This is a genomic window from Nitrospira sp. SG-bin1 (assembly GCA_002083365.1).
Lineage (GTDB): Bacteria > Nitrospirota > Nitrospiria > Nitrospirales > Nitrospiraceae > Nitrospira_D.
In genome coordinates, this window is record LVWS01000031.1 from 67,249 (window position 1) to 87,182 (window position 19,934).

The 19,934-nt window shown below is 53.5% G+C and carries 16 protein-coding genes and 1 pseudogene; 16 read left to right on the forward strand and 1 reads right to left on the reverse strand.

Annotated elements, in window-relative coordinates:
• Position 1 precedes the first annotated feature (1 nt).
• Together A4E19_02685 and A4E19_02690 are read left to right on the forward strand one after the other, a co-directional pair.
• Positions 2 to 1,828 (forward strand): hypothetical protein, encoded by a 1,827-nt coding sequence (locus A4E19_02685; protein ID OQW33773.1) that lies wholly within the window; start codon positions 2 to 4, stop codon positions 1,826 to 1,828.
• 433 nt (positions 1,829 to 2,261) lie between these two features.
• Complete coding sequence (locus tag A4E19_02690; GenBank protein ID OQW33811.1) at positions 2,262 to 2,657, forward strand: transposase; 396 nt, start codon at positions 2,262 to 2,264, stop codon at positions 2,655 to 2,657.
• Between the two features lie 48 nt (positions 2,658 to 2,705).
• Here the strand turns inward: A4E19_02690 and A4E19_02695 are convergent, their stop codons facing one another.
• Complete coding sequence (locus A4E19_02695) at positions 2,706 to 3,017, reverse strand: hypothetical protein (GenBank protein OQW33774.1); 312 nt, start codon at positions 3,015 to 3,017, stop codon at positions 2,706 to 2,708.
• Positions 3,018 to 3,267: 250 nt separating this feature from the next.
• Between A4E19_02695 and A4E19_02700 the strand changes: the two genes are divergently transcribed.
• From A4E19_02700 to A4E19_02765, 14 genes and pseudogenes are all read left to right on the forward strand, one after another.
• Positions 3,268 to 3,825, forward strand: a complete 558-nt coding sequence (locus A4E19_02700; GenBank protein OQW33775.1) for a hypothetical protein — start codon at positions 3,268 to 3,270, stop codon at positions 3,823 to 3,825.
• A 6-nt stretch (positions 3,826 to 3,831) separates the two neighbouring features.
• Entirely contained in the window at positions 3,832 to 4,338 is a 507-nt protein-coding gene (locus tag A4E19_02705; protein ID OQW33776.1) for a hypothetical protein, read from the forward strand.
• A 573-nt stretch (positions 4,339 to 4,911) separates the two neighbouring features.
• On the forward strand, positions 4,912 to 5,493 hold the full coding sequence (locus A4E19_02710; GenBank protein ID OQW33777.1) for a hypothetical protein: 582 nt from the start codon (positions 4,912 to 4,914) through the stop codon (positions 5,491 to 5,493).
• 20 nt (positions 5,494 to 5,513) lie between these two features.
• The gene (locus A4E19_02715) at positions 5,514 to 6,158 is read left to right on the forward strand and encodes a hypothetical protein (protein OQW33778.1); all 645 of its coding nucleotides are present in this window, start codon (positions 5,514 to 5,516) and stop codon (positions 6,156 to 6,158) included.
• Between the two features lie 80 nt (positions 6,159 to 6,238).
• A complete protein-coding gene (locus tag A4E19_02720) occupies positions 6,239 to 6,532 on the forward strand; it encodes a hypothetical protein (GenBank protein ID OQW33779.1) in 294 nt (97 codons plus the stop codon).
• 52 nt (positions 6,533 to 6,584) lie between these two features.
• A complete protein-coding gene (locus A4E19_02725) occupies positions 6,585 to 10,838 on the forward strand; it encodes a hypothetical protein (GenBank protein ID OQW33780.1) in 4,254 nt (1,417 codons plus the stop codon).
• A 301-nt stretch (positions 10,839 to 11,139) separates the two neighbouring features.
• Positions 11,140 to 11,883, forward strand: coding sequence for a hypothetical protein (locus A4E19_02730; protein OQW33781.1), 744 nt, complete (start codon positions 11,140 to 11,142; stop codon positions 11,881 to 11,883).
• Positions 11,884 to 11,980: 97 nt separating this feature from the next.
• Positions 11,981 to 12,916 (forward strand): annotated as a pseudogene (locus A4E19_02735) (phosphate starvation-inducible protein PhoH).
• Positions 12,917 to 13,047: 131 nt separating this feature from the next.
• Positions 13,048 to 13,542 (forward strand): hypothetical protein, encoded by a 495-nt coding sequence (locus A4E19_02740; protein OQW33782.1) that lies wholly within the window; start codon positions 13,048 to 13,050, stop codon positions 13,540 to 13,542.
• A 2-nt stretch (positions 13,543 to 13,544) separates the two neighbouring features.
• A complete protein-coding gene (locus A4E19_02745) occupies positions 13,545 to 14,480 on the forward strand; it encodes a signal recognition particle-docking protein FtsY (protein ID OQW33783.1) in 936 nt (311 codons plus the stop codon).
• An 81-nt stretch (positions 14,481 to 14,561) separates the two neighbouring features.
• Positions 14,562 to 15,347 carry a hypothetical protein gene (locus A4E19_02750; protein OQW33784.1) on the forward strand — a complete coding sequence of 262 codons (786 nt, stop codon included), beginning with the start codon at positions 14,562 to 14,564 and terminating at the stop codon, positions 15,345 to 15,347.
• 140 nt (positions 15,348 to 15,487) lie between these two features.
• Complete coding sequence (locus A4E19_02755; GenBank protein OQW33785.1) at positions 15,488 to 17,572, forward strand: hypothetical protein; 2,085 nt, start codon at positions 15,488 to 15,490, stop codon at positions 17,570 to 17,572.
• Positions 17,559 to 18,683 carry a hypothetical protein gene (locus A4E19_02760; GenBank protein ID OQW33786.1) on the forward strand — a complete coding sequence of 375 codons (1,125 nt, stop codon included), beginning with the start codon at positions 17,559 to 17,561 and terminating at the stop codon, positions 18,681 to 18,683. Before A4E19_02755 ends, A4E19_02760 begins: the two co-directional genes overlap by 14 nt.
• Before the next feature lie 26 nt (positions 18,684 to 18,709).
• Positions 18,710 to 19,840: a hypothetical protein gene (locus A4E19_02765; protein ID OQW33787.1), complete on the forward strand. Its 1,131-nt coding sequence runs from the start codon at positions 18,710 to 18,712 to the stop codon at positions 19,838 to 19,840.
• The last annotated feature ends 94 nt before the right edge of the window (positions 19,841 to 19,934 follow it).

Sequence of the window (19,934 nt, forward strand, 5' to 3'; positions counted from 1 at the left end):
AATGATCACTCAAGACGTTGAAAAACATCACAAACGGCAGGTCCTTTCGGTTGTCAATCTGAAGAAGCCTTCGATGGCTAAACAATCACGCAAGATGACGATGGGGCGTAGTCTCTTGGACTGTATCGCCTATCGTGGGCTTATCAAGCAAACGGACCTCGATGCTGCCATAGAAGAGTCGCTATCGCGGGAAATGGATTTAGAAACCCTTCTGCTCGATAAGTATTGCGTGCCCAAGACGGCACTCGGGTCTGCGCTCAGCGAGTTCTATCAATGCCCACATGTCACCTATGATGAGCGAACCGTCATCGATCCGGATCTCTTGAAAGACCTGAGTTTGGACTATCTCCGAAAAAGCGTTTGGATTCCACTGAAGCGACAAGGGAATGTCATCGACATTGTCATCAATGACCCGCATGATCTGGAAAAAGGTCTCGATATTCGGCGCGCGTTCCCTGGTACGACAATACGCTTTTCCGTTGGGCTTCGGCGGGATATCGAACAATATCTCCTGGTCGCAACTGGCCGGGCCAACGGAGGATCCATCACGGAGATTCTCGGAGAGCTGGTTGATGAAGCGGGCGTCGAACGACACGGTGAGGCCGAGTCGGGAGAGATCGATGAAAATGATTCGGCCATTGTGCGCCTCGCAAACCAGGTGATCGCCGAAGCCTATAGATTGGGAGCTTCTGATGTTCATATTGAACCCTATTCGGATCGCAAGGAGACGGCGGTCCGGTTTCGCGTCGATGGCACATGTTTCACCTATATGCGGATTCCCGCGGTCTACCGGCGTGCGATCGTCTCGCGGCTAAAAATTATGGCCAACTTAGATATCGCGGAACGGCGTAAACCTCAAGATGGAAAGATACGGTACAAGTTGGCGAAGAACCGCGAGATCGAATTGCGTGTTGCTACTTTGCCGACTGCGGGAAACAATGAGGATGTGGTGTTACGGCTACTGACTGCCAAGGAAACGATGCCATTGGAGGCTATGGACTTTTCACCGGACGTTCTACAGATCGTTAAGGAGCTGTCCGAACGTCCGCATGGAATTGTTCTTTGTGTGGGACCGACCGGATCAGGGAAGACCACTACACTCCATGCTGTTATGAAACACATCAATACCGATGAGCGAAAAATCTGGACTGCGGAGGACCCAATCGAGATCACACAGGAAGGTTTGAGGCAGGTTCAGGTGCATCCTAAGATCGGATTTACCTTTGCCGCTGCGATGCGCGCATTCCTTCGTGCCGACCCGGACGTGATCATGATCGGGGAGATGCGGGACAAAGAAACGGCCGATATCGCTATAGAGGCGTCGCTCACCGGCCATTTGGTGATGAGCACGCTCCATACCAACAGTGCAGTCGAAACTATCACTCGATTGCTGGACATGGGTTGCGACTCGTTCAACTTTGCCGATGCGATGTTAGGAGTACTGGCCATGCGGCTCTGTAAGCGCATTTGTTCTAGCTGTAAAGAAGCATACCGTCCGACTCGGCAAGAGTATGATGAACTTGTCCAAGGCTATGGTGCGCGATACTGGGACAAGCTTGGAGTGGCTTACACGGAAGATTTAATCCTGTATCGTGGACGTGGGTGCGAGATCTGCAATCACAGCGGATTTAAAGGTCGAGTAGCGCTGCACGAACTCCTCGTTGGTTCAGAAGAAATAAAGAACTTGATCCAGGCGAGAGCCAGGACTGCTGAGATTCTCAGCGTGGCGATGCGGGATGGTATGGTCACCTTGCTGCAGAATGGTATCCAGAAGGTACTGTTGGGACTGACAACATATCGGCAAGTCCGAGCCGTTGCAATTAAGTAGCTTAGAACCTATCTCAAAATAGTTGACGACCTGAAGATTCATCCCTATAAGTCCGGTCATGCTTCGTCTGCGTGACGACCAATGGGAACGGATTCGAGAGCACTTCCCTGAAGAGCACCTCCCGGACAGCCGCCCCGGCCGGAAACCTGTGCCGACCCGAGCGGTCTTGGAAGCTGTGCTCTGGATTCTGAACACCGGCGCCCAATGGCACTTCCTGCCGCAGTGCTATCCCCACTACAAGACCGTCCATCGGCGGTTCCAACAGTGGTGTCAACGCGAGGTGCTGCGGGAGGTGCTCACGCAGTTGGCCAACACGTTGCGTGAGGAAGGCGCGCTCGACGAACGTGAGAGCTTCATCGATGCGACGTTTGCCGCCGCGAAAGGGGGCGGCGACGCGGTCGGCCTGACCAAACGTGGCAAGGGCGTGAAAATCCTGGCGATCGTGGATCGTCATGGATTGCCCCTCTCCGTCAGTACGCATGCGGCGAATCATCATGAAGTCACCTTGGTCCAACTCAGTTTCGACTTCTACATGCTGGAGGCGAAACCCGAGCATTTCATTGGTGATCGGGCGTATGACAGCGATGGGCTCGATGACGACCTCAAGCACCACGGCGTCCACATGATTGCGCCCCATCGCTCAACCCGGAAACTGAAGACCCAAGATGGCCGGCATCTACGCCGGTACGAACGGCGCTGGCTCGTCGAGCGCTTCTTTGCCTGGCTCCAGTGGAAACGGCGACTCCTCATCCGCTGGGAGTACTATGCCACCAATTTCCTCGGGTTCGTCCAGCTCGCCTGCATCACGATGCTCCTCAAGCAATTTTGAGATAAGTTCTAGTCAGAGAGTCAGCGACCGATAGAAACTGTCAGGAAATCAGGTCAACACCCGGGTGAAAGCTCGTAGGTTCATCAGCATACCGGGTTGAATGCGGATAAATTCCAATCCGCATCGACGCTCGTAAACCCCACGAACTGCAGCCAGTTCAATGTGAATCGACGCCTCGCCGCTTAAGAGGTCTACTTCCAGTGAAACGTAGGTCGAAATCGACGGAAGGTTCTCCGCAGTGACGGCACATCCTTGGGCCGAAAGATTCAAAACAGTTCCCTGCGACATACCTTCATCGTTTGACAATCGGCAGGGAAGCTGAACGGCAAACCGCTGGATCTTGCGAGACTCTTTTTTCATCGCCCACTTTTATTTGGTCACTACCCACGCTTTGTACTGCAGGTACCCTAGTGGCGACAGTTCATTCTGTCAACACGGGATCGCTGCACCAAACAGTGCAACGTCTCTAACGAAAATTGTCGTGCACGAGTGCGAAAACCGGCTGCGTCGCTTCTAAATTAAAGAAACAAGAATGTAATTAAATCAATCAGTTAAACTAATTCCAGGCTTTCTTTTGAACGGCATGCCCCTTGCTCGATCAGAGGGTGCCATGGTGCAACCAACAATAAACCGAGGATGGTTAGAGCAGAGCGGATATTCGCTTCTGGAACTCATGATCGTTGTCGCGATCATCGGAGTCATTGCAGGCCTAGGAGGGATTAATTTCGGTGTGTGGAAATCTCGCGCAGATTTGAAGGAAGCCGTTCAGCTTATCAGGAATGAATTAGCAGTGGCTCGCATGACGTCGATGAGCCGCAACGTGTCCGTCACCACGACTATCACGGTCGTTCCCACGATGGTTACTGCGGTGACCACCAATACGAATACAGGCGCTCAACTTTCTTCCGTATCAAGCACTATTACCCGCATAAATGGCATCACGAATCAAACTGGAGGTGGTCCTGGTCTGCCTCCTGTCTTTACAGCAGCTCCGAATGCCACGGTTCAATTCAACTCTATGGGATACCGAGTAGGAGGCGCCGTGCCAGGATCGCAAAACCAAGTGATAGGTCTTGTCAACGACTTGGGAACGACGTATGCCATCCGAATCAACCCGCGTGGTGTTGTGGACTGGTGTCCCAGTCAATTCTGTATCGGGACTCGTTAGCAGGAAATGATGAAGAAGATATCGCAAGCAGAATCCGGGTTTACCTTGCTGGAAGGCATGATCGCCACTGCTATATTGGCTGCTGGCGTGATTGCTATGACGGCGATGCAAGGAATTGCCATTACACGCAACGTCGATTCGACCGAACTTACGATAGCGACGAATCTGGCCTCGGAAATACTGGAACGGATTCAATACAACCGCCGTAACGTCACAGCCTATGCCAATATGGACACTGCCAATCCTTGTGTCCTTCCTGCTTTACAGGTCATGGCTCAGGGCGATTGTGTCCAGTGGCGGGCAATGATGATAAACCAAGGGGCCTCTGGGATCAGTCAGGCGTCAGTACTAACTGGTGTGCGAGGCGTGGTGACAGTCAATCCTATCGTAACGAATCCACCTCTGAATCAGAGCAGAGTGAATGTCGTCATAACGTGGACTGGGCGAAATATGGGCACGACTGCAGCGGCTCCACGGAGAGTCATGTTGGATACCACTATAGCACCGGAGTGAAGGGATAGTTGGCGGAGAATGAAAACATCTGCGCTTCATAGAAGTAACCAGTACGGACTCACGCTCGTCGAATTGATGTTTGCCGCTACTATCGCGGTGGGTGTCGTCGCTGCCGGACTTGCAGTAGTAAGTTCATTTGAAAAATCCAACGCCACCACGGGGCAAACGGGGGAAACTCAGCAAAATGTTCGGAACGCCATGGAAATGATTGCCAGAGATATCAGACAAGCGGGATTTGGGTCGATCGGGGCAGTCGGTAACTGCCCAACCGCAATAGTTCCTCAGGATAACAATGTTGCCGGACCTGACGCAGGACCGGATCGTATCAGCCTGATCGTGCCCTTGGGAAACCCGGTGGGAACTGTGACAAGGCCACCGTGGTTACTACAGGGCGCGGTCGGCCCAGGTTTTAATGCGGTGACACTTGCTTCTGTTCAGGCCGTAACAGACATGACGACTGAGTGGGGTAACGGCGGTTTACTTGGAGCCACGATTAGCGTTGCTGGGAGCGCCACAGCCTCAGTAACCGGAGTAGGCGGATCTACGATAGCCATCACGCCGATTCCGGCTCCAGTGGCCTTTGGTGCGAACACGCCGGTATACCTGCTGCAGTGCATCACCTATCAGATCATTCCGCCGCCAGATATCAATAACCTATGTGACGGTCGCTTTCCCTGTTTGGTTCGAGGAGTGGGGACAGGTGGACTAAATTGCGATACCCCCAATAGTCGCTGCATCTCCATTGCAGACGAAATCGAAGATATCCAATTTGCCTATGCCTGCGACGGATGCAACTTGGGGCTTAATGGCGGGATTCCGGACGGGATCATTGACGATCAGGCGGGGAGCCAAGCAGGGTTCGATCAAATGGACTTCATCAGCAATAATGGTTGGGCTCTTGGCCAGATGACGCCGGACAAGATCAGTTTGGTTCAAGTGAACATCGTCGGACGTGAACGATTCGTCGATCAAGGATTTGGAGAAGGAATCGTGGCCAATCGAATAGTTCAGGCTCAGCCATTACAAATTTCTGACCACAACCATGTCGCTGGGCTGTTTGCCGCCGGCGATCTTGCAGGACTCAATCCGCCATATGCTTCGACCAGACGACGCATGTTCACCCGAACGATAGAGGTGCGAAATCCTGGGCGATAGCCATGTGAAGGAGAATTAGCGTGGGCACAACAAGCTCGAAAATACAACGGCGCAAACTTCTGGGGAATGAACAGGGGTTTGCCCTTTTTGGTGTCTTCCTCACCATCCTCATGATGACTGCCCTTGGAGTCGCGGCTATGACGATGACAGGTCTCGAGAATCGGATGGCGGGATCGGCCAATACCACCGACTCAGCAGCGGCGGCAGCGGAGTCCTGCATTGGAACTGGGACCAACGTGATTCTTCAAACCTTACAGGAGCGGCAAGTTCCAGCGGCTTATGTCGGGGCTACCGCTGTGATTCCCTCAAATGCGGAAAACCCCGGTATGCCACCCACTCTCACACAAGAGATCATGGGACAAGCAGATAATAATCCTGACTTCTCCATGGGAACTGGTGCATCCCCCGATATTCAGATGACCGCTGGACCATTTGCGATCGTCGGTGACATTGATCGGCTCTATATCAAACAGAAATCCGGCGGCTCATTGCAGTTTGCTGCAGGATATGAGGGGGCCTCACAGGGGGCCTCCGGCGGTGGTGCAGAGGCCTTTTATCAAATCGAATGTACGGCAACGCTCATGGCCACTGGGGCCACAAGTCGGATTCGAGCGATCTATGCCTGTGTCAGTGCAGCTGGGGAAAGTTGCCAGCGGAAGATTTAACGGAGGCGTCGATGTTGTACGATTGGTCACATAGAAGCTTCCAAGTAATGAAACGGTACGTATGGATAAGTTGGCTTCCAATGCTATTTTTCATCGGCACGGCAGGAGCTGCTCATTTTGTGACCGTCCCACAGGTCCTGGCTGACGAAGACAAGAATCCCTATCCCAACTTTAAAGCCGGCCAGATGACGGGCATCCAAGGGGCTGAGATTCAAATCGACAACACGAGTTATCCCATGATCCCATCCATGGCTATCACGGATCAGTACGACAATCCTGTGAGCTTGAAAGATATCTCCCAAGGGGCGAGGGTGCTTTTCCATCTCGATCATAAGGGACGTGTTGATCGGCTCGTTGTGTGGATTCCGAGCTAAGCGGGCGAACCGAGCCAGTTCTACGAAGCTTGAGTGTAAGGAGGGTATCATCATGAATGGTCGTACCATTGCCACCTCTATGCACGTCGCCCTTATTGCAGGGATCCTCTGGTGGAGCGGATCTTCTGTATCCGCTCAGACCTTGTCACAATATACAAGCGAACCACCGTTCCTGACGGAAGCCGTCGCGCCGAACATCCTGCTATTGATGGATAACTCTGGAAGTATGGATAATTCGGCTTACCACAATGCGAATGAAGCTTACAATCCAGCCAAAACATACTACGGTTATTTTGATCCCATGCTGTGCTACAAATTTGCGTCAAATCGATTTCAAATCGGGACTCCAAGGGCAGCGACGGCTCCAACCTGTGGCGCTACCTATCCCTGGGACGGGAACTTTCTCAACTATATGACAATGTCCCGCATGGAGGTTGCGAAGTGGGTGATGATGGGCGGTAAGTGTGCCCCCCGAGCTATCAATGGTACTTGTTATCCCGGTGGGAAGCTTAATTTTGAATCGAGCGATCGGTTCACGGCTTTGACTGCCAGTGCGGATGGTGTCACGTCCTACACAGGGACAAGATGTTTCGATCGGGCCGGCAACGACCTCATCGTGTATGGTGGAGCGGCTTGTAGCGGAGGCAGTACGTCTCATTCACTTACTGTCGACATTGCCTCAGAACCTGCCGGTGTTATCCAGCAAGTAGGGGATAAGGCGCGATTCGGATTGATGCAGTTCAAAGGAGCAGGCGACGGGGGGAAGGTTCTCGCTGATGTCGGTGCCGGTTTGACGAGCATGGTGAATGCTATCGAAAATACCTCGGCCTCTACATGGACGCCCTTGGGGGAATCGCTCTATGAAGCGACGCGATACTTCGCCCAGATCCCTCCAGCCTATAACAACTCAGATTATTCCTATAATGTTCAAAATAAAGACCCGTACTACTACACCTCTCCATGGTCAGACACGCCTCAATATGTCAAATGCTGTAAAAGCTTCGTGATGATTTTTACAGACGGGCAACCGACTCAGGACTTAAACATCCCTTCAACCATCATGGATAAAGCGCATACAGCAGCTGCCCATGCGCCAGTCGGGTTCATTGGACATTGTACAGGTGCTGCTGGTTGTACTGTAGATCATAACTCCCCTCCCCATAGCGGTCATGGCGGAGGGATGACCAACCATTCGGCGAACGGCCAAGTTGATCATCACGACAATTGTTCAGCGTACTACGGTGGAGTTGCCATATCCAATGATGTCTGTTGGAGCAATGGGTCCCATTATCTTGATGATGTGGCTTACTATGCCCACACGACTGACCTTCGGAACGGCAGCCTTCCTGGCATCAATCTCAATGGATCAGATGCAACGGGAAAAGACCTCCCAGGTGTTCAGAACCTGACGGTCTATACGTTTTATGCATTCGGTAACGGGTCGAGGCTTCTTCAGGACGCCGCCAAGATGGGAGGCTTTGAAGATCGCAACAACAATCTGGCATTTGACGCTGGCGATGTGTGGGATCAGTACAACAACTATTCCGGAGGATTAGGAGCCGATGGTATTCCGGATACCTATTTTGAATCGTCGAACGCCGATGACATGCGAGACCGATTTGTCGCTGCCATCAATAGTATTCTCCGTCGGAGCCAGTCAGGTACATCGATATCGGTATTGGCCACGTCTGGGACAGGAGAAGGAGCGCTCTATCAATCCTTTTTTTACCCCAGCACGGCTGAGTCAACGACCAATATCGATGTTCGATGGACCGGATTTACTCAGGGCTTGTGGGTCGATAAGTTCGGAAATATCCGAGAAGATACACAGGAAGATAATCGGTTAACGTTAGCGGATGACTACATCATCAATACAATCATTGATCCGACGACCGGAGATGTCGGCGTCCAACGGTTTGTTGACAGTGATGCTGATGGAAAAGCCGACGATCCGACCGCACCGCTTCCAACCATTCCCTTAAGAGAGGTGAAGGGGATTTGGGAGGCAGGGAAACAACTGGCAAAAATGGACCATGCCAATCGCCGAATCTTGACATGGGTCGATGTGAACAATGACGGAGTGGTTGACACGGGGAAGGATACGAAAGGCCAGACAGACGGGACTCACACCGCGGCCTCAGGGGAAGTGATCCCATTCACGACCGCCAGCGCGGCTCTGTTAAAAGAGTACTTGAGGGCTGATTCCGATTCACCGGCGGCTAATCCCTTTAAGTCTGTCGATATCATTCAGTTCATTCGAGGCTGTTACGACACCAACCCTGGTGGGCCTTGTCCGAAGTCGGCTCAGCTGCGGGATCGTCGTTTAACAGTGTCCGGGGTGGGACTATCCGTATGGAAATTGGGAGACCCTGTCCATTCCACTCCCACCATCGTGTCGCAGCCACGGGAATCCTATGATTTCATCTATGGTGATCCAGGCTACTTGAACTTCTTTAAACGGTGGAAGAACCGACGACACGTCGCTTATGTGGGTGCGAATGATGGCATGCTCCATGCTTTTAACGGAGGATTCTATAACCGAGGTGACGATCCTAGTACGCCATTAAAGGAACATGGGTGGTTTTCCAATGCAACAACGAGTGATGGTCGAGGGCAAGAGCTCGGAGATGAACTTTGGGGCTTTATCCCCTATCAACTCTTGCCCCATCTCCGCTGGTTAGCACAGGCGGACTATACCCATGTGTACTATGTGGATCTCAAACCGAAAGTGACGGATGTTCGTATCTTTACTCCCGAACCGGCATGCGCCGCTGATCCCTTGGCGCCCACCTGTATCCATCCGAACGGATGGGGCACCATCCTCATCGGAGGATTCCGCATGGGTGGAAGCTGTGGAATGTGCGGTGCCGGTGGTGCTCCACCTATGACGGTGAACATCGGAGGAACCAACCGAACGTTCTACACGGCTTATTTTGCTCTCGATATTACTGACCCGGATGCGGAGCCCAAGCTGCTCTGGTCGTTCAGTGATTCCAGCATGGGCCTTTCCACCAGTTATCCTACGGTCGTGAGGATGAATCCGCCTGGTCAGAAAACCTGTCCGCTGACTGGTCTCTGCAATGATGTGTGGATGGCTGTATTCGGATCCGGCATGACAGGGTATGATGGCCGAATTAACCAGACAGGAAAATTCTATGCGGTCGATATTAAGACGGGCCCTAAGACCGGCACGGGAGTCAGCGCGACCAATGTATTCCAGACGTTTCCGATCAAGAGTTCATCGGGAGGTGACCTGGACACCTTCCTCGGTGATTTGGTCAGTGTTGATCGTGACTTGGACTACCGTGCTGATGCTGTCTATGGCGGGTCAGTCATCAACGATGGAAGCCTCCCCTGGAGGGGGCGGATGTACCGCTTGACCACCGGTGGATGTCTCGCCGGGCCTTGTTCTGCTTCGACATGGGGATACAATCAGTCGGGGAGCCACGTGCCCACTGAGGTCCTGGATGACTTTTCACCCTATCCGTCTGGGACCGTGATACAAGCAGGGCCAATGGTTGCGGCTCCAGGTCTTACGGTTGATGACGCAAACAACTTGTGGGTATTTTTTGGTACAGGGCGGTTCTTTGGCAATGCTGATAAGAGCAATTCCGATGCACAGCGGTTGTACGGTGTTAAAGATTCTGTGCTGAGTTATCTTTGTGTAGAATCAGGCATATCGGGTTGTAAGGCGGCGCAACTCGTGAACGTTTCCGATGTCCAGGTGTGTGTAGTTTGTGCAACGGGGACGAATCAAGTCACATCAACGGCACTCTCTGGTGTCGCTAAGGTTCAAGGAACTAGTCCAACCACGACCTTGCAAGGTTTGGTGCAAAGTAAAGATGGTTGGTTTACAGACCTCGTGACGACTCGAGAGAGGTCTCTAACATCACCGACCGTACTCGGCGGAATTGTGTTCTACCCGACCTATGTGCCGCAAGACGATCTCTGTACATCGGCCGGTGATGGGTACCTCTATGGACTGTTCTATCAAACCGGCAGTGCCATGAGCGCTCCAGTTCTGGGGACTTCTGCATCGGGGAGCAGTACGATGGCGAATACAAAAGTGGCCATCGGTCAAGGTACTGGGCTGCTTTCTCAAATGGCAGTTCACATTGGCGCTCAGGGATCTGGGGCTGGCGGTTCACAGGGAATTGGGGGCGGTGGAGCTGGCGGAGGTGGCGGTGGGTGCCAGACAGGTATTACGGGAATCATGCAATCAAGTGCGGGACTAACCAACAAGATTTGCACGAATCCCGGAAGTGTCACTAGCCGGTATGTCGCTTGGATTAACCTACGTGAGTGAACGAGTGCAAGATAGAGGGACACTAGTCTTCTGTAACCATTGCGGCCGCTCTCCTCAAAAACGTTTGAGGAGAGCGGCTGCATGGGCGCGTTCTTGGGAATACTCTCGGAGATGGCTAGAGTCGGCCTGGGTTCTCTTGGTGATTCTGGGGTCTTTAGCCTCCGGATGCACAGCGAGATCCAGTGAAGCTCCAAAGGTTAATCAACCTCCCGTAATTCATTCGATTAGCCTGGGTCCGACACCTTTCGAACGGCGATCAGATCTTATCGCACAGGTAAATACTCATGACCCTGATAATGATATGGTCCAGGTTTGGTATAACTGGTATCTCAACGATCGGCTAGTGGAAAGTGAAAAGCGTCCCACTTTTCCCGCCGCATTACTGAAGAGAGGTGACCGAGTCCTTTTGGAGGCGGTGCCGTATGATGGAAAGCTGGCTGGGGTTACGCTAAGGTCTGAAACCGTTACAGTGGATAATACCCCCCCATCCATTACTCGAGTCGGTGTTGATCTGAAATCGGACGAACGAGGGGATCGACTTCAAGCTTTTGTGGAGGCTTCAGATCTTGATCATGACATCCCACAATTTCTGTATCGCTGGACCAAGAATGGATATGTCATCAAGGAAAGTGAAGAAGATTTTCTGGAGCTGACCGAGGTAAAACCGCGTGATCTCGTTGTAGCTGAGGTAAGGCCGCGAGACAAACAGAGCGCTGGTAAGATTGTACGGTCCGATCCATACACGGTTGGGAACAGCGCCCCCAAAATTGTCTCGTCTCCCCCAACGTCATTGGGTCAAAATGGATACGAATATGCGGTGAAAGTTCTCGACCCGGAATCGGATTCGGTGAACTTCCGACTCGCGGTGGCCCCTACTGGTATGGCTATCGATCAAACGACGGGCAATATTGCTTGGGATATCGCACATGTGAAACCAGGAGTCCACCGAGTGAAGATTCTCGCCACGGATGAACAGGGAGGATTTTCTTTTCAGGAGTTCGAGCTTACCGTCGCAGCTTCTGAATCTTCTAAACCGGATCCTTGATCTGCGATGTGTTCGGTATTTCTTGTGCTTGTCTCGGCTTTTCCGACTCTGTTACAATCCAACCATAAGAGATTAGGAGGGAGACTCCACCAAACTCGTGCGTAAACTCAAACTACGAGAAGGCACCAATACTGCCGTCCTGTTCGGTCACCATGACCGCCATCTCAAGTTGATTGAAGACGAGTTGGGTGTCCGACTCTCCGCCCGAGGGGAAGAGCTTACACTCGATGGGTTTCCCGAGGCCGTTCGTCAAGCGGAACGCATCCTCATCGAACTCGCCTCCCTGACCAACCAAGGGATATCGCTCCAAGCCGAAGATGTCACGCATGCACTCAGTGCATTGCGTCGAACTCCCGAGGCCTCGCTCAAGGACGTGCTCGGTGAATCGGCCATGATCGTTACAAAGAAGCGGTTTGTCGGTCCCAAGTCGCCTACACAGAAGGCGTACATTGAAGCAATTCAACAGCACGATATCGTCATCGCCATCGGACCAGCTGGGACGGGAAAGACCTATCTCGCTATGGCGATGGCCGTCAGTGCGTTGATGAACAAAGAGGTGAGCCGTATCATTCTTGCTCGGCCGGCAGTGGAGGCAGGAGAGAAACTCGGTTTCCTTCCGGGCGATATCTACGAAAAGGTGAATCCCTATCTGCGGCCCCTCTATGATGCATTATTTGACATGATGGATATGGAACGGGCAAATCGCTTGATTGAGCGGGGAGATATTGAGATCGCACCGTTGGCCTTCATGCGTGGGAGAACGCTGAACGATTCCTTTGTCATCTTAGATGAAGCCCAAAATGCCACGGCAGAGCAGATGAAGATGTTTCTCACCCGCTTGGGGTTCCACTCGAAAGTTGTCGTGACCGGCGACATCACGCAAGTCGATTTACCGAGCGATCGAATGTCCGGCCTCATTCAGGTGAAAGAGATCCTTCGTAATATTGATGGGATTGGATTCGTATATTTTGATGAAAAGGATGTGGTCCGACATCGACTGGTTCAAGAAATCATCAAGGCTTATGATCGTCATCAGCCGGCAAACACCACCGATTCGCGGCGCGCTCAAGGACAGACTACATCTCACCAACGCCCGTCATCCAATCATCGCAAGTCACCTGCTGCAGGCTCGTCGCCGAATGATCTAACCAGCAGTTCTCATTGATGGCGGTCTACCTTCGCGTGCGTCTCACGCGACATGTTGTTCAGCAAACCATACTGGTCCATCTAGCCGAGCAGGTTCTCTCAGCAGTGGAAGAGTCTGGATCCGAATTGAGTCTAGAACTGACGGGCGACAGGCGTATGCGACGACTGAACCGTGAGTATCGTAAGAAAGACCGACCTACTGATGTGCTGGCTTTCCCTATTCGTGAGGCCGTTATGCCTCCAGGGGTACGTCCTGTAACTCGGATGCTCGGGGATGTCGTGATTTCGTTGCCAACCGCCTCACGCCAAGCAAAGGAAGCAGGACGATCAATCGACGAAGAGCTGGCGACGCTGTTGGTGCATGGCGTGCTCCACCTCTGCGGATACGATCATGAGCGTTCCCCCCGAGAAGCAGCGCGAATGAAGCGTCGGGAACGGGCTCTGCTTGATCTGATTTCTCCCGTGCCTCGCCTGGTCACTTTTCGAAAAAGACGGCAAACAAAAGGGCATTGACCATGGGATGGTTTCAGCGACTGAGCGATGGTCTCGGCAAAACGCGCCATATCGTGCAACAGTCTTTGGATCAATTTCTCGGGCGTACACCGAACGAAGAACTTCTGGAAGATTTGGAGGCGGCGCTGCTCACGGCCGATCTGGGGGCCCGCGTCGTCGATCGCTTAATACAGCGGGTCAAAGAAGAGACGCGTGGAGCGGAAGCAAAAACCACGGAAGGGCTTCAAGTTGTCCTCAGTCGGACACTCTATGGCATTTTAAAAACCGTATCGGGTCCGACAATCGATGAGCTGGTCAGCGAAAGCCCAAAACCCTGTGTCGCTCTCGTTGTCGGAGTCAATGGCGTAGGAAAGACGACCACCATCGCCAAGATCGCGCAGCGGATGACGCAGGCCGGGCGCCGACCGCTTCTTGTCGCGGGAGATACCTTTCGCGCGGCCGCTATTGATCAGCTCCAAGTTTGGGGGGATCGGGTCGGAGCGGAGGTCATTTGCCACCGACATGGTGCCGATCCCGCTGCAGTGGCCTTCGACGGTATCGTTGCCGCCAAAGCCAGAGCGGTGGACATGGTGCTCGTGGATACAGCCGGCCGCTTACACACCAAGTCCAATCTGATGGAGGAGCTGCGAAAAATCAAACGCGTAATCGCGCAAGAGTTGGCTGGTGCACCTCATGAAGTGTTGTTGGTCTTGGATGCCACAGTCGGACAGAATGCCCTGACGCAGGCTCGTCAATTTCATGAAGCCGTTGGCGTTACAGGACTTGCCCTGACAAAGCTTGATGGCACTGCGAGAGGGGGAATCGTGGTAGCAATTGCCGAAGAACTGAAACTCCCTGTGCGCCTCATCGGTGTGGGAGAAGGAGCCGATGATCTCCAGGACTTCAATGCCGAGGCGTTTGTCGCGGCTTTGTTTGGACAAGCGACTTCCCGTTCATAAACCACGCATTGTCTTCTCATCGCGCACGCATCGTGCTAGTCTCTACCAAGTTAGGCGTCTCAGAATTGAGGGGCGGCATCGATGATCAAGGTCTTGATTGTGGACGACGATCAGATGAATTGTGATCTGTTGCAGAGTGTGTTGACCCGCCATGGGTATCACGTCATCTCCACGACTAGTGGGCGGGAAGGTCTGGATTTATTCCGAACGCACAATCCACGAGTCACCCTATTGGACCTCCGGATGTCGGAGATGGACGGGTTGACGGTCTTAAAAGAAATCAGAGCCCTCGACCCTCATGCGCCTGTAATTGTCCTAGGCGGCGGAGCAACCGAAATGGAGGAGAATCAAGCACGCGCTTTGCGAGCGACGGATTTTATCCGAAAAGGATTGTCGTTGGATGTTTTGGTTGAAGCCGTGAGCCGAGTCTCACAGCAACCCGTACCGTCAATGACCGCGCAACCTTCGCTCGGCAACGGGAATGTCATCGAGCAGATCGATGAATCGGTCTTGGTGGTCGACGACGAGCCGCTCCTGTGCGATCTCCTTGTCCGATTTCTGAGTCTGCGGGGATATCGCGCATCTGGCGTCCTAGAAGGCCGCGAGGCTTTGCGAATAGTCGAAGAGAAACCTCCCGATGCGATTGTGCTCGACTTGATTATGGCCGGAATGCCGGGGCTCGAAGTCCTGCGTTCCCTACGTGACAAGGGGTATCCAGGGGGCATCATCATTATGACCGGAAGTCACAATGAAGAGTTGCTTCAGAAAGCTTGGGACCTAGACCCTCAGGAGATCCTGATAAAGCCCGTCGATCTTGAGCGTCTCTTGACGGCAATCCAGCTTGTACTCGTCTGCCGCGAGTGTTAAAACGCTTCCTGATGTCTATCAGGAACCGGCTGCTTCCCTTTTGCTTCATCGGCCTACTGTCGACAGCCGTCGCACAAGCGTGGACTGTGTCAGTCCTGCCTGCTCAAGAGCAGATCTCTAACCTTCACCACATCCTCTCAGTGGAGTTGATCCCCGCCACGCATGAGCTAAAGGCAACCGATCAGATCGAACTGGAGGTTGAGCCCCAAGTTACGTCGGTCATATTTACGCTCGCTCATACGTTGCACGTCGAGTCCATCACGATGCGAGGGCATTCTGTCCCAAGTGGCCAGAGAACCTCGGAGAAAGACGTTCTGTTCACGAGCGTGCGCCCATCTGAGCGCGAGGGCCAGCGTGTCATCGTCTTCCTTCCAAAGGAGCATGAACGAAGGGTGACATTGGTCATGAGTTATCGCGGCCAAATCAATGATCCCCCTCGGGAGCCGCGCCACTTGAGGTTCGTCACTCCCAGTGAGACCGCAGGGCATATCGGTTTGGAAGGCGTGTACTTGAGCGGGGAAAGCCAATGGTATCCCGATGTCATTGGTTCCTTCAGTACCTATCGCGTGATCGCACACGTTCCACAGGACTGGACGGTCGTGACGTCAGGACGTAAGGAAAGCGAGACCGTGGGCGAGGGAAAGATGACCTCAACCTGGGTCGTGCAAGACCAGTCTGAAGCGTTCACACTCGTTGCCAACAAGTTTGTGACGGCTTCACGGGCATGGAAAAGCTCGACAGGACAACGGGTCGAGCTCCAGACTCATTTCTTGCCCGAGAATGCCGGTTTGGCAAATGAGTATCTCGATGCGACCGCACGGTATCTCGACACGTACGTCGGGATTCTCGGTGACTATCCCTTCGACAAATTTGCGGTAGTGGAGAATTTTTTCCCGAGCGGTCTCGGCTTGCCGTCGTTCACTCTACTCGGCAGCGGCAGCATCAAACGGCATTACATCCAACCCTATGCTTTGGGCCACGAGATCGTTCATTCATGGATCGGCAACTCGGTCTTCAACCGCGACGACTCCGGTAATTGGGTCGAAGGGATGACGACCTACTTGGCGAACTACTACTGGCATGAGGTGGTGCAGGATGCTGCGCAAGCCGGCGAGCAACGGCGTATGATGCTCGACGGCTATAATCTCTATGTGAGGCCTGAAACGGACTACGCGGTTTCACAGTTCCGGAGGAAGCATGACGAGAAGGATAACGCCATCGGATACCACAAATCGGCTTTCGTGTTTCATCTTCTTCGGCAAGAACTCGGAGATGAGCTGTTCTGGCGCGGCTTGAAGACTTTCGTCGAGGGCTATCGCAATCGTCCCGCGGACTGGAGATCTATCGAGGAAGTCTTTTCTCGTGAAAGCGGTCGGGACTTGCGGTGGTTTTTCGCGCAATGGGTCGAACAGCCCGGGGCTCCAATTTTGTCCTTGCGCGGGGCTCACGCTCGTCGCATGAGAGGAGAAGACGGCCGAGAGGCGTGGCGGCTGACCGTGCAGATTGAACAGGGTGAAAAACCGTTTCGGATGACGGTCCCTATCCGTATCACGACGGAGGGGTCCACGGACATCAAGTCGATCGTCCTCTCCTCCGCGCAAACGACCGTTGCCCAAATTACCCTGTCCAATCAACCATTGCGCGTGGAGATCGATCCTCACCTCATGGCTTTTCGCCGGCTGACAAGGCGCCAGCTACCGCCGATGCTGAACGGCTATGTAACAGATCCACACAAGACAGTGGTCCGAGCGTTCTCTGATCCAGCTTCACCGTTGCAACAGATTGTGTCTCGTATCGCCGACCATGAATTAGCGGGATCACATAGAACGACGGTCACGTCCCTTAAAGAGAATGCACTCCCCCGGAATGGATCGATCTTGATATTGGCGGAAGCAGACCAATGGCAAGCAGTTCACGCAATGGTGCGCGAGTCATGCGGTGACCGCGTTGTTCTTGGAGACGGACAAGTCCAGATCGATGGTCAAGCCTATGAGGGACCCAAGATGGCGGTGCTTTTTTCCTGCCATCGGGTGAATGTGCCGGGCAGCGTCATCACGGTTTTGTACGGGGTGACTCCCGGCGCAGTCGAGAAAGTGTCCCACTTCCTCTTTTATTATGGGTGGCATAGCTACGTCATTTTTCACGATGGAGCAGTCATGAAACGTGAAGTATGGCCAGGTTCCCACGATGATGTGATGGAGGTCCAGATTGATGCAACCTCGTAAGACCGGCAATGTCTTTCTATGGGGAATCTGTGCACTGATGAGTCTGCCACCGGTTGCTCTGGCGGGTGATCAGCCGAAGGAGTCCGTGGCTTCGTCTCGTTCATCGGAACGGCATCTGGCCAATATCCGCCAGTTGACCTTTGGGCGCCAGAACGCGGAGGCTTATTTTTCGTTCAACGGCACCAAGCTGATTTTTCAATCGACGAACGACTGGTTGAAGGGTCAGCCGGGCTCTCTGCGAAAACCAGCCGAGTCAGGACTGGGATGTTATCAAATGTACGTGATGGATGTAGAGAGCGAGACCGTGCAGTTGGTCAGTACCGGAAAGGGCGCGACGACATGCGGGTATTTTTTCCCCGGTGACAGGCGAGTGTTGTATTCATCCACGCACGCCGCCGGGCGAGATTGTCCGCCAAAGCCGAAACGAGACGGGGCTTATCGATGGGCACTCGATGATTACGATGTCTACGCCGTGAATCTCGATGGAGAGGACCTCCAGAGGTTGACGACGTCATCAGGGTATGATGCTGAGGCCACCATTTCACCCGATGGGAAGACCATCGTCTGGACTTCGGTGAAAGATGGAGATCTTGACCTTTATGCCATGGACCTGGACGGCTCGAACGTCCGTCGCCTGACGGACGAGGTTGGGTACGACGGAGGGGCGTTTTTTTCTCCGGACAGCAAGAGAATAGTCTATCGAGCGGCCCATCCGACGGACCCCTCCGAAGTGATCAAATACAAGGATCTGTTGGCCCAGCGGCTGGTCGAACCAGGCCAGCTTGAGATTTTTGTGATGAATTCGGACGGGTCGGACAAGAAACAGGTGACGACGACCGGCGCATCGAATTTTTCTCCTTATTTTCATCCTGACGGAAAACGTATCATCTTTTCGTCCAATATCGAAACGAGAGGAGAAGGGGGGCGTCCCAGTTTCCATCTGTACTTGGTTCGCGACGATGGGACGGGGTTAGAGCGTCTCACCATGGAAGGACACTTCAATAGTTTCCCGATGTTTTCTCCGGACGGCAAACGGCTCGTCTGGGTTTCGGATCGCAATGCCAAAGAGCCGGGCGAATTCAACGTGTTCCTCGCCGACTGGGTCCCCTAGGCACGGCAATCAGCAATGAGCGATTGGTGAGCAGGCCCGGACATCCAATTAGCCTCGTTACTGATTTGAAGAGCGCTTCTTCACAAGCATCCCGGAACACGGCTTCGTCAATTGCCGCGGTCGGTTGTTCCTGCGCGGCCTTGGCCATCAGCTTTTGCGGTGTGGCCGAGTACGACCTGCCGATCACTAAGTATGTGCGGTCGGTGACGATTCACCTGCCCTGGGACCAACTCACTGTTCCGTGGATGGCGTTCGTCAGCAACACGGGAGACTGGATCGGCCAGGGATGGCGGCTTGCGATCGTAAGCATCCTCCTGCTCGTGGCGGCCTGGGCCTTTGAAAAGCCGACTATCAAGATAGTGGCCATTCAGTCGCTGATCGCCCATGGCATCGCCGCGTTACTCGCCAATGGGTTGAAACACCTCATCGGAAGGCCTCGGCCGAAGTTCGTTCATTCCGGTGATTGGCAGATCACCTTTTCCTTGGCATCGGGATTGGATTCTTTTCCGTCGGGGCATAGCACGGCGAGCTTTGCCGTCGCGACGGTGCTGGCGAAACGATTTCCCCTCTTCGCGCCGCTCTGTATCGCGCTGGCACTGTTCGTCGCACTCGGCCGTGTCCTGCGAGGTTCACATTTTCCAACCGATGTGCTTGGAGGGGCCGTGATCGGTACCCTGAGCGGTTTCGTCGCGATGGCTCCCTTAAAACATTGGCGCACGTCATTGGAGGACGGACTACGGTATGCAGCGATGGGAGCGTCGGCGCTCTTTGCCTTGCTCTGGGTGCTGTCCCGCCAAATGGAGGATGGGATGGTGGGCTTCCTGTACCTGGCATTAGGAACCAGTGCGGTAGCCGGCGGTTTGTGGATCAGGAGAACTCGCTGGATGCACAGAGAAGGGACTCGATGGGGCAGGGACTCCAATGTCTCGGCATTGTTGATTGTCTATGGCCTCGCGGCCATGACCACCTCGCCGCTTGTGCTCTCAGCGGTGGGATTCGCCTGCATGGCATTCTGGCTCAACGCGATAGGCCGAAACGATGATGTCGCTGAACAATTGCCTGCTTGGTCCGTGATACGGGAAAGTGCCCTGATCGGAGTTTTGGCCTTTGCCATGCTGATTCTTGTCGAGGCAAGGGCCGTGCTGCCCTTTCCGTGATCATCAATACACTCATCACCGCATGGAATTTCTCTCCAAAGTCGTTTGTCAGCCGAGATAACTTCCCAAAGACCGCCTAAAAGTACAGTCGACT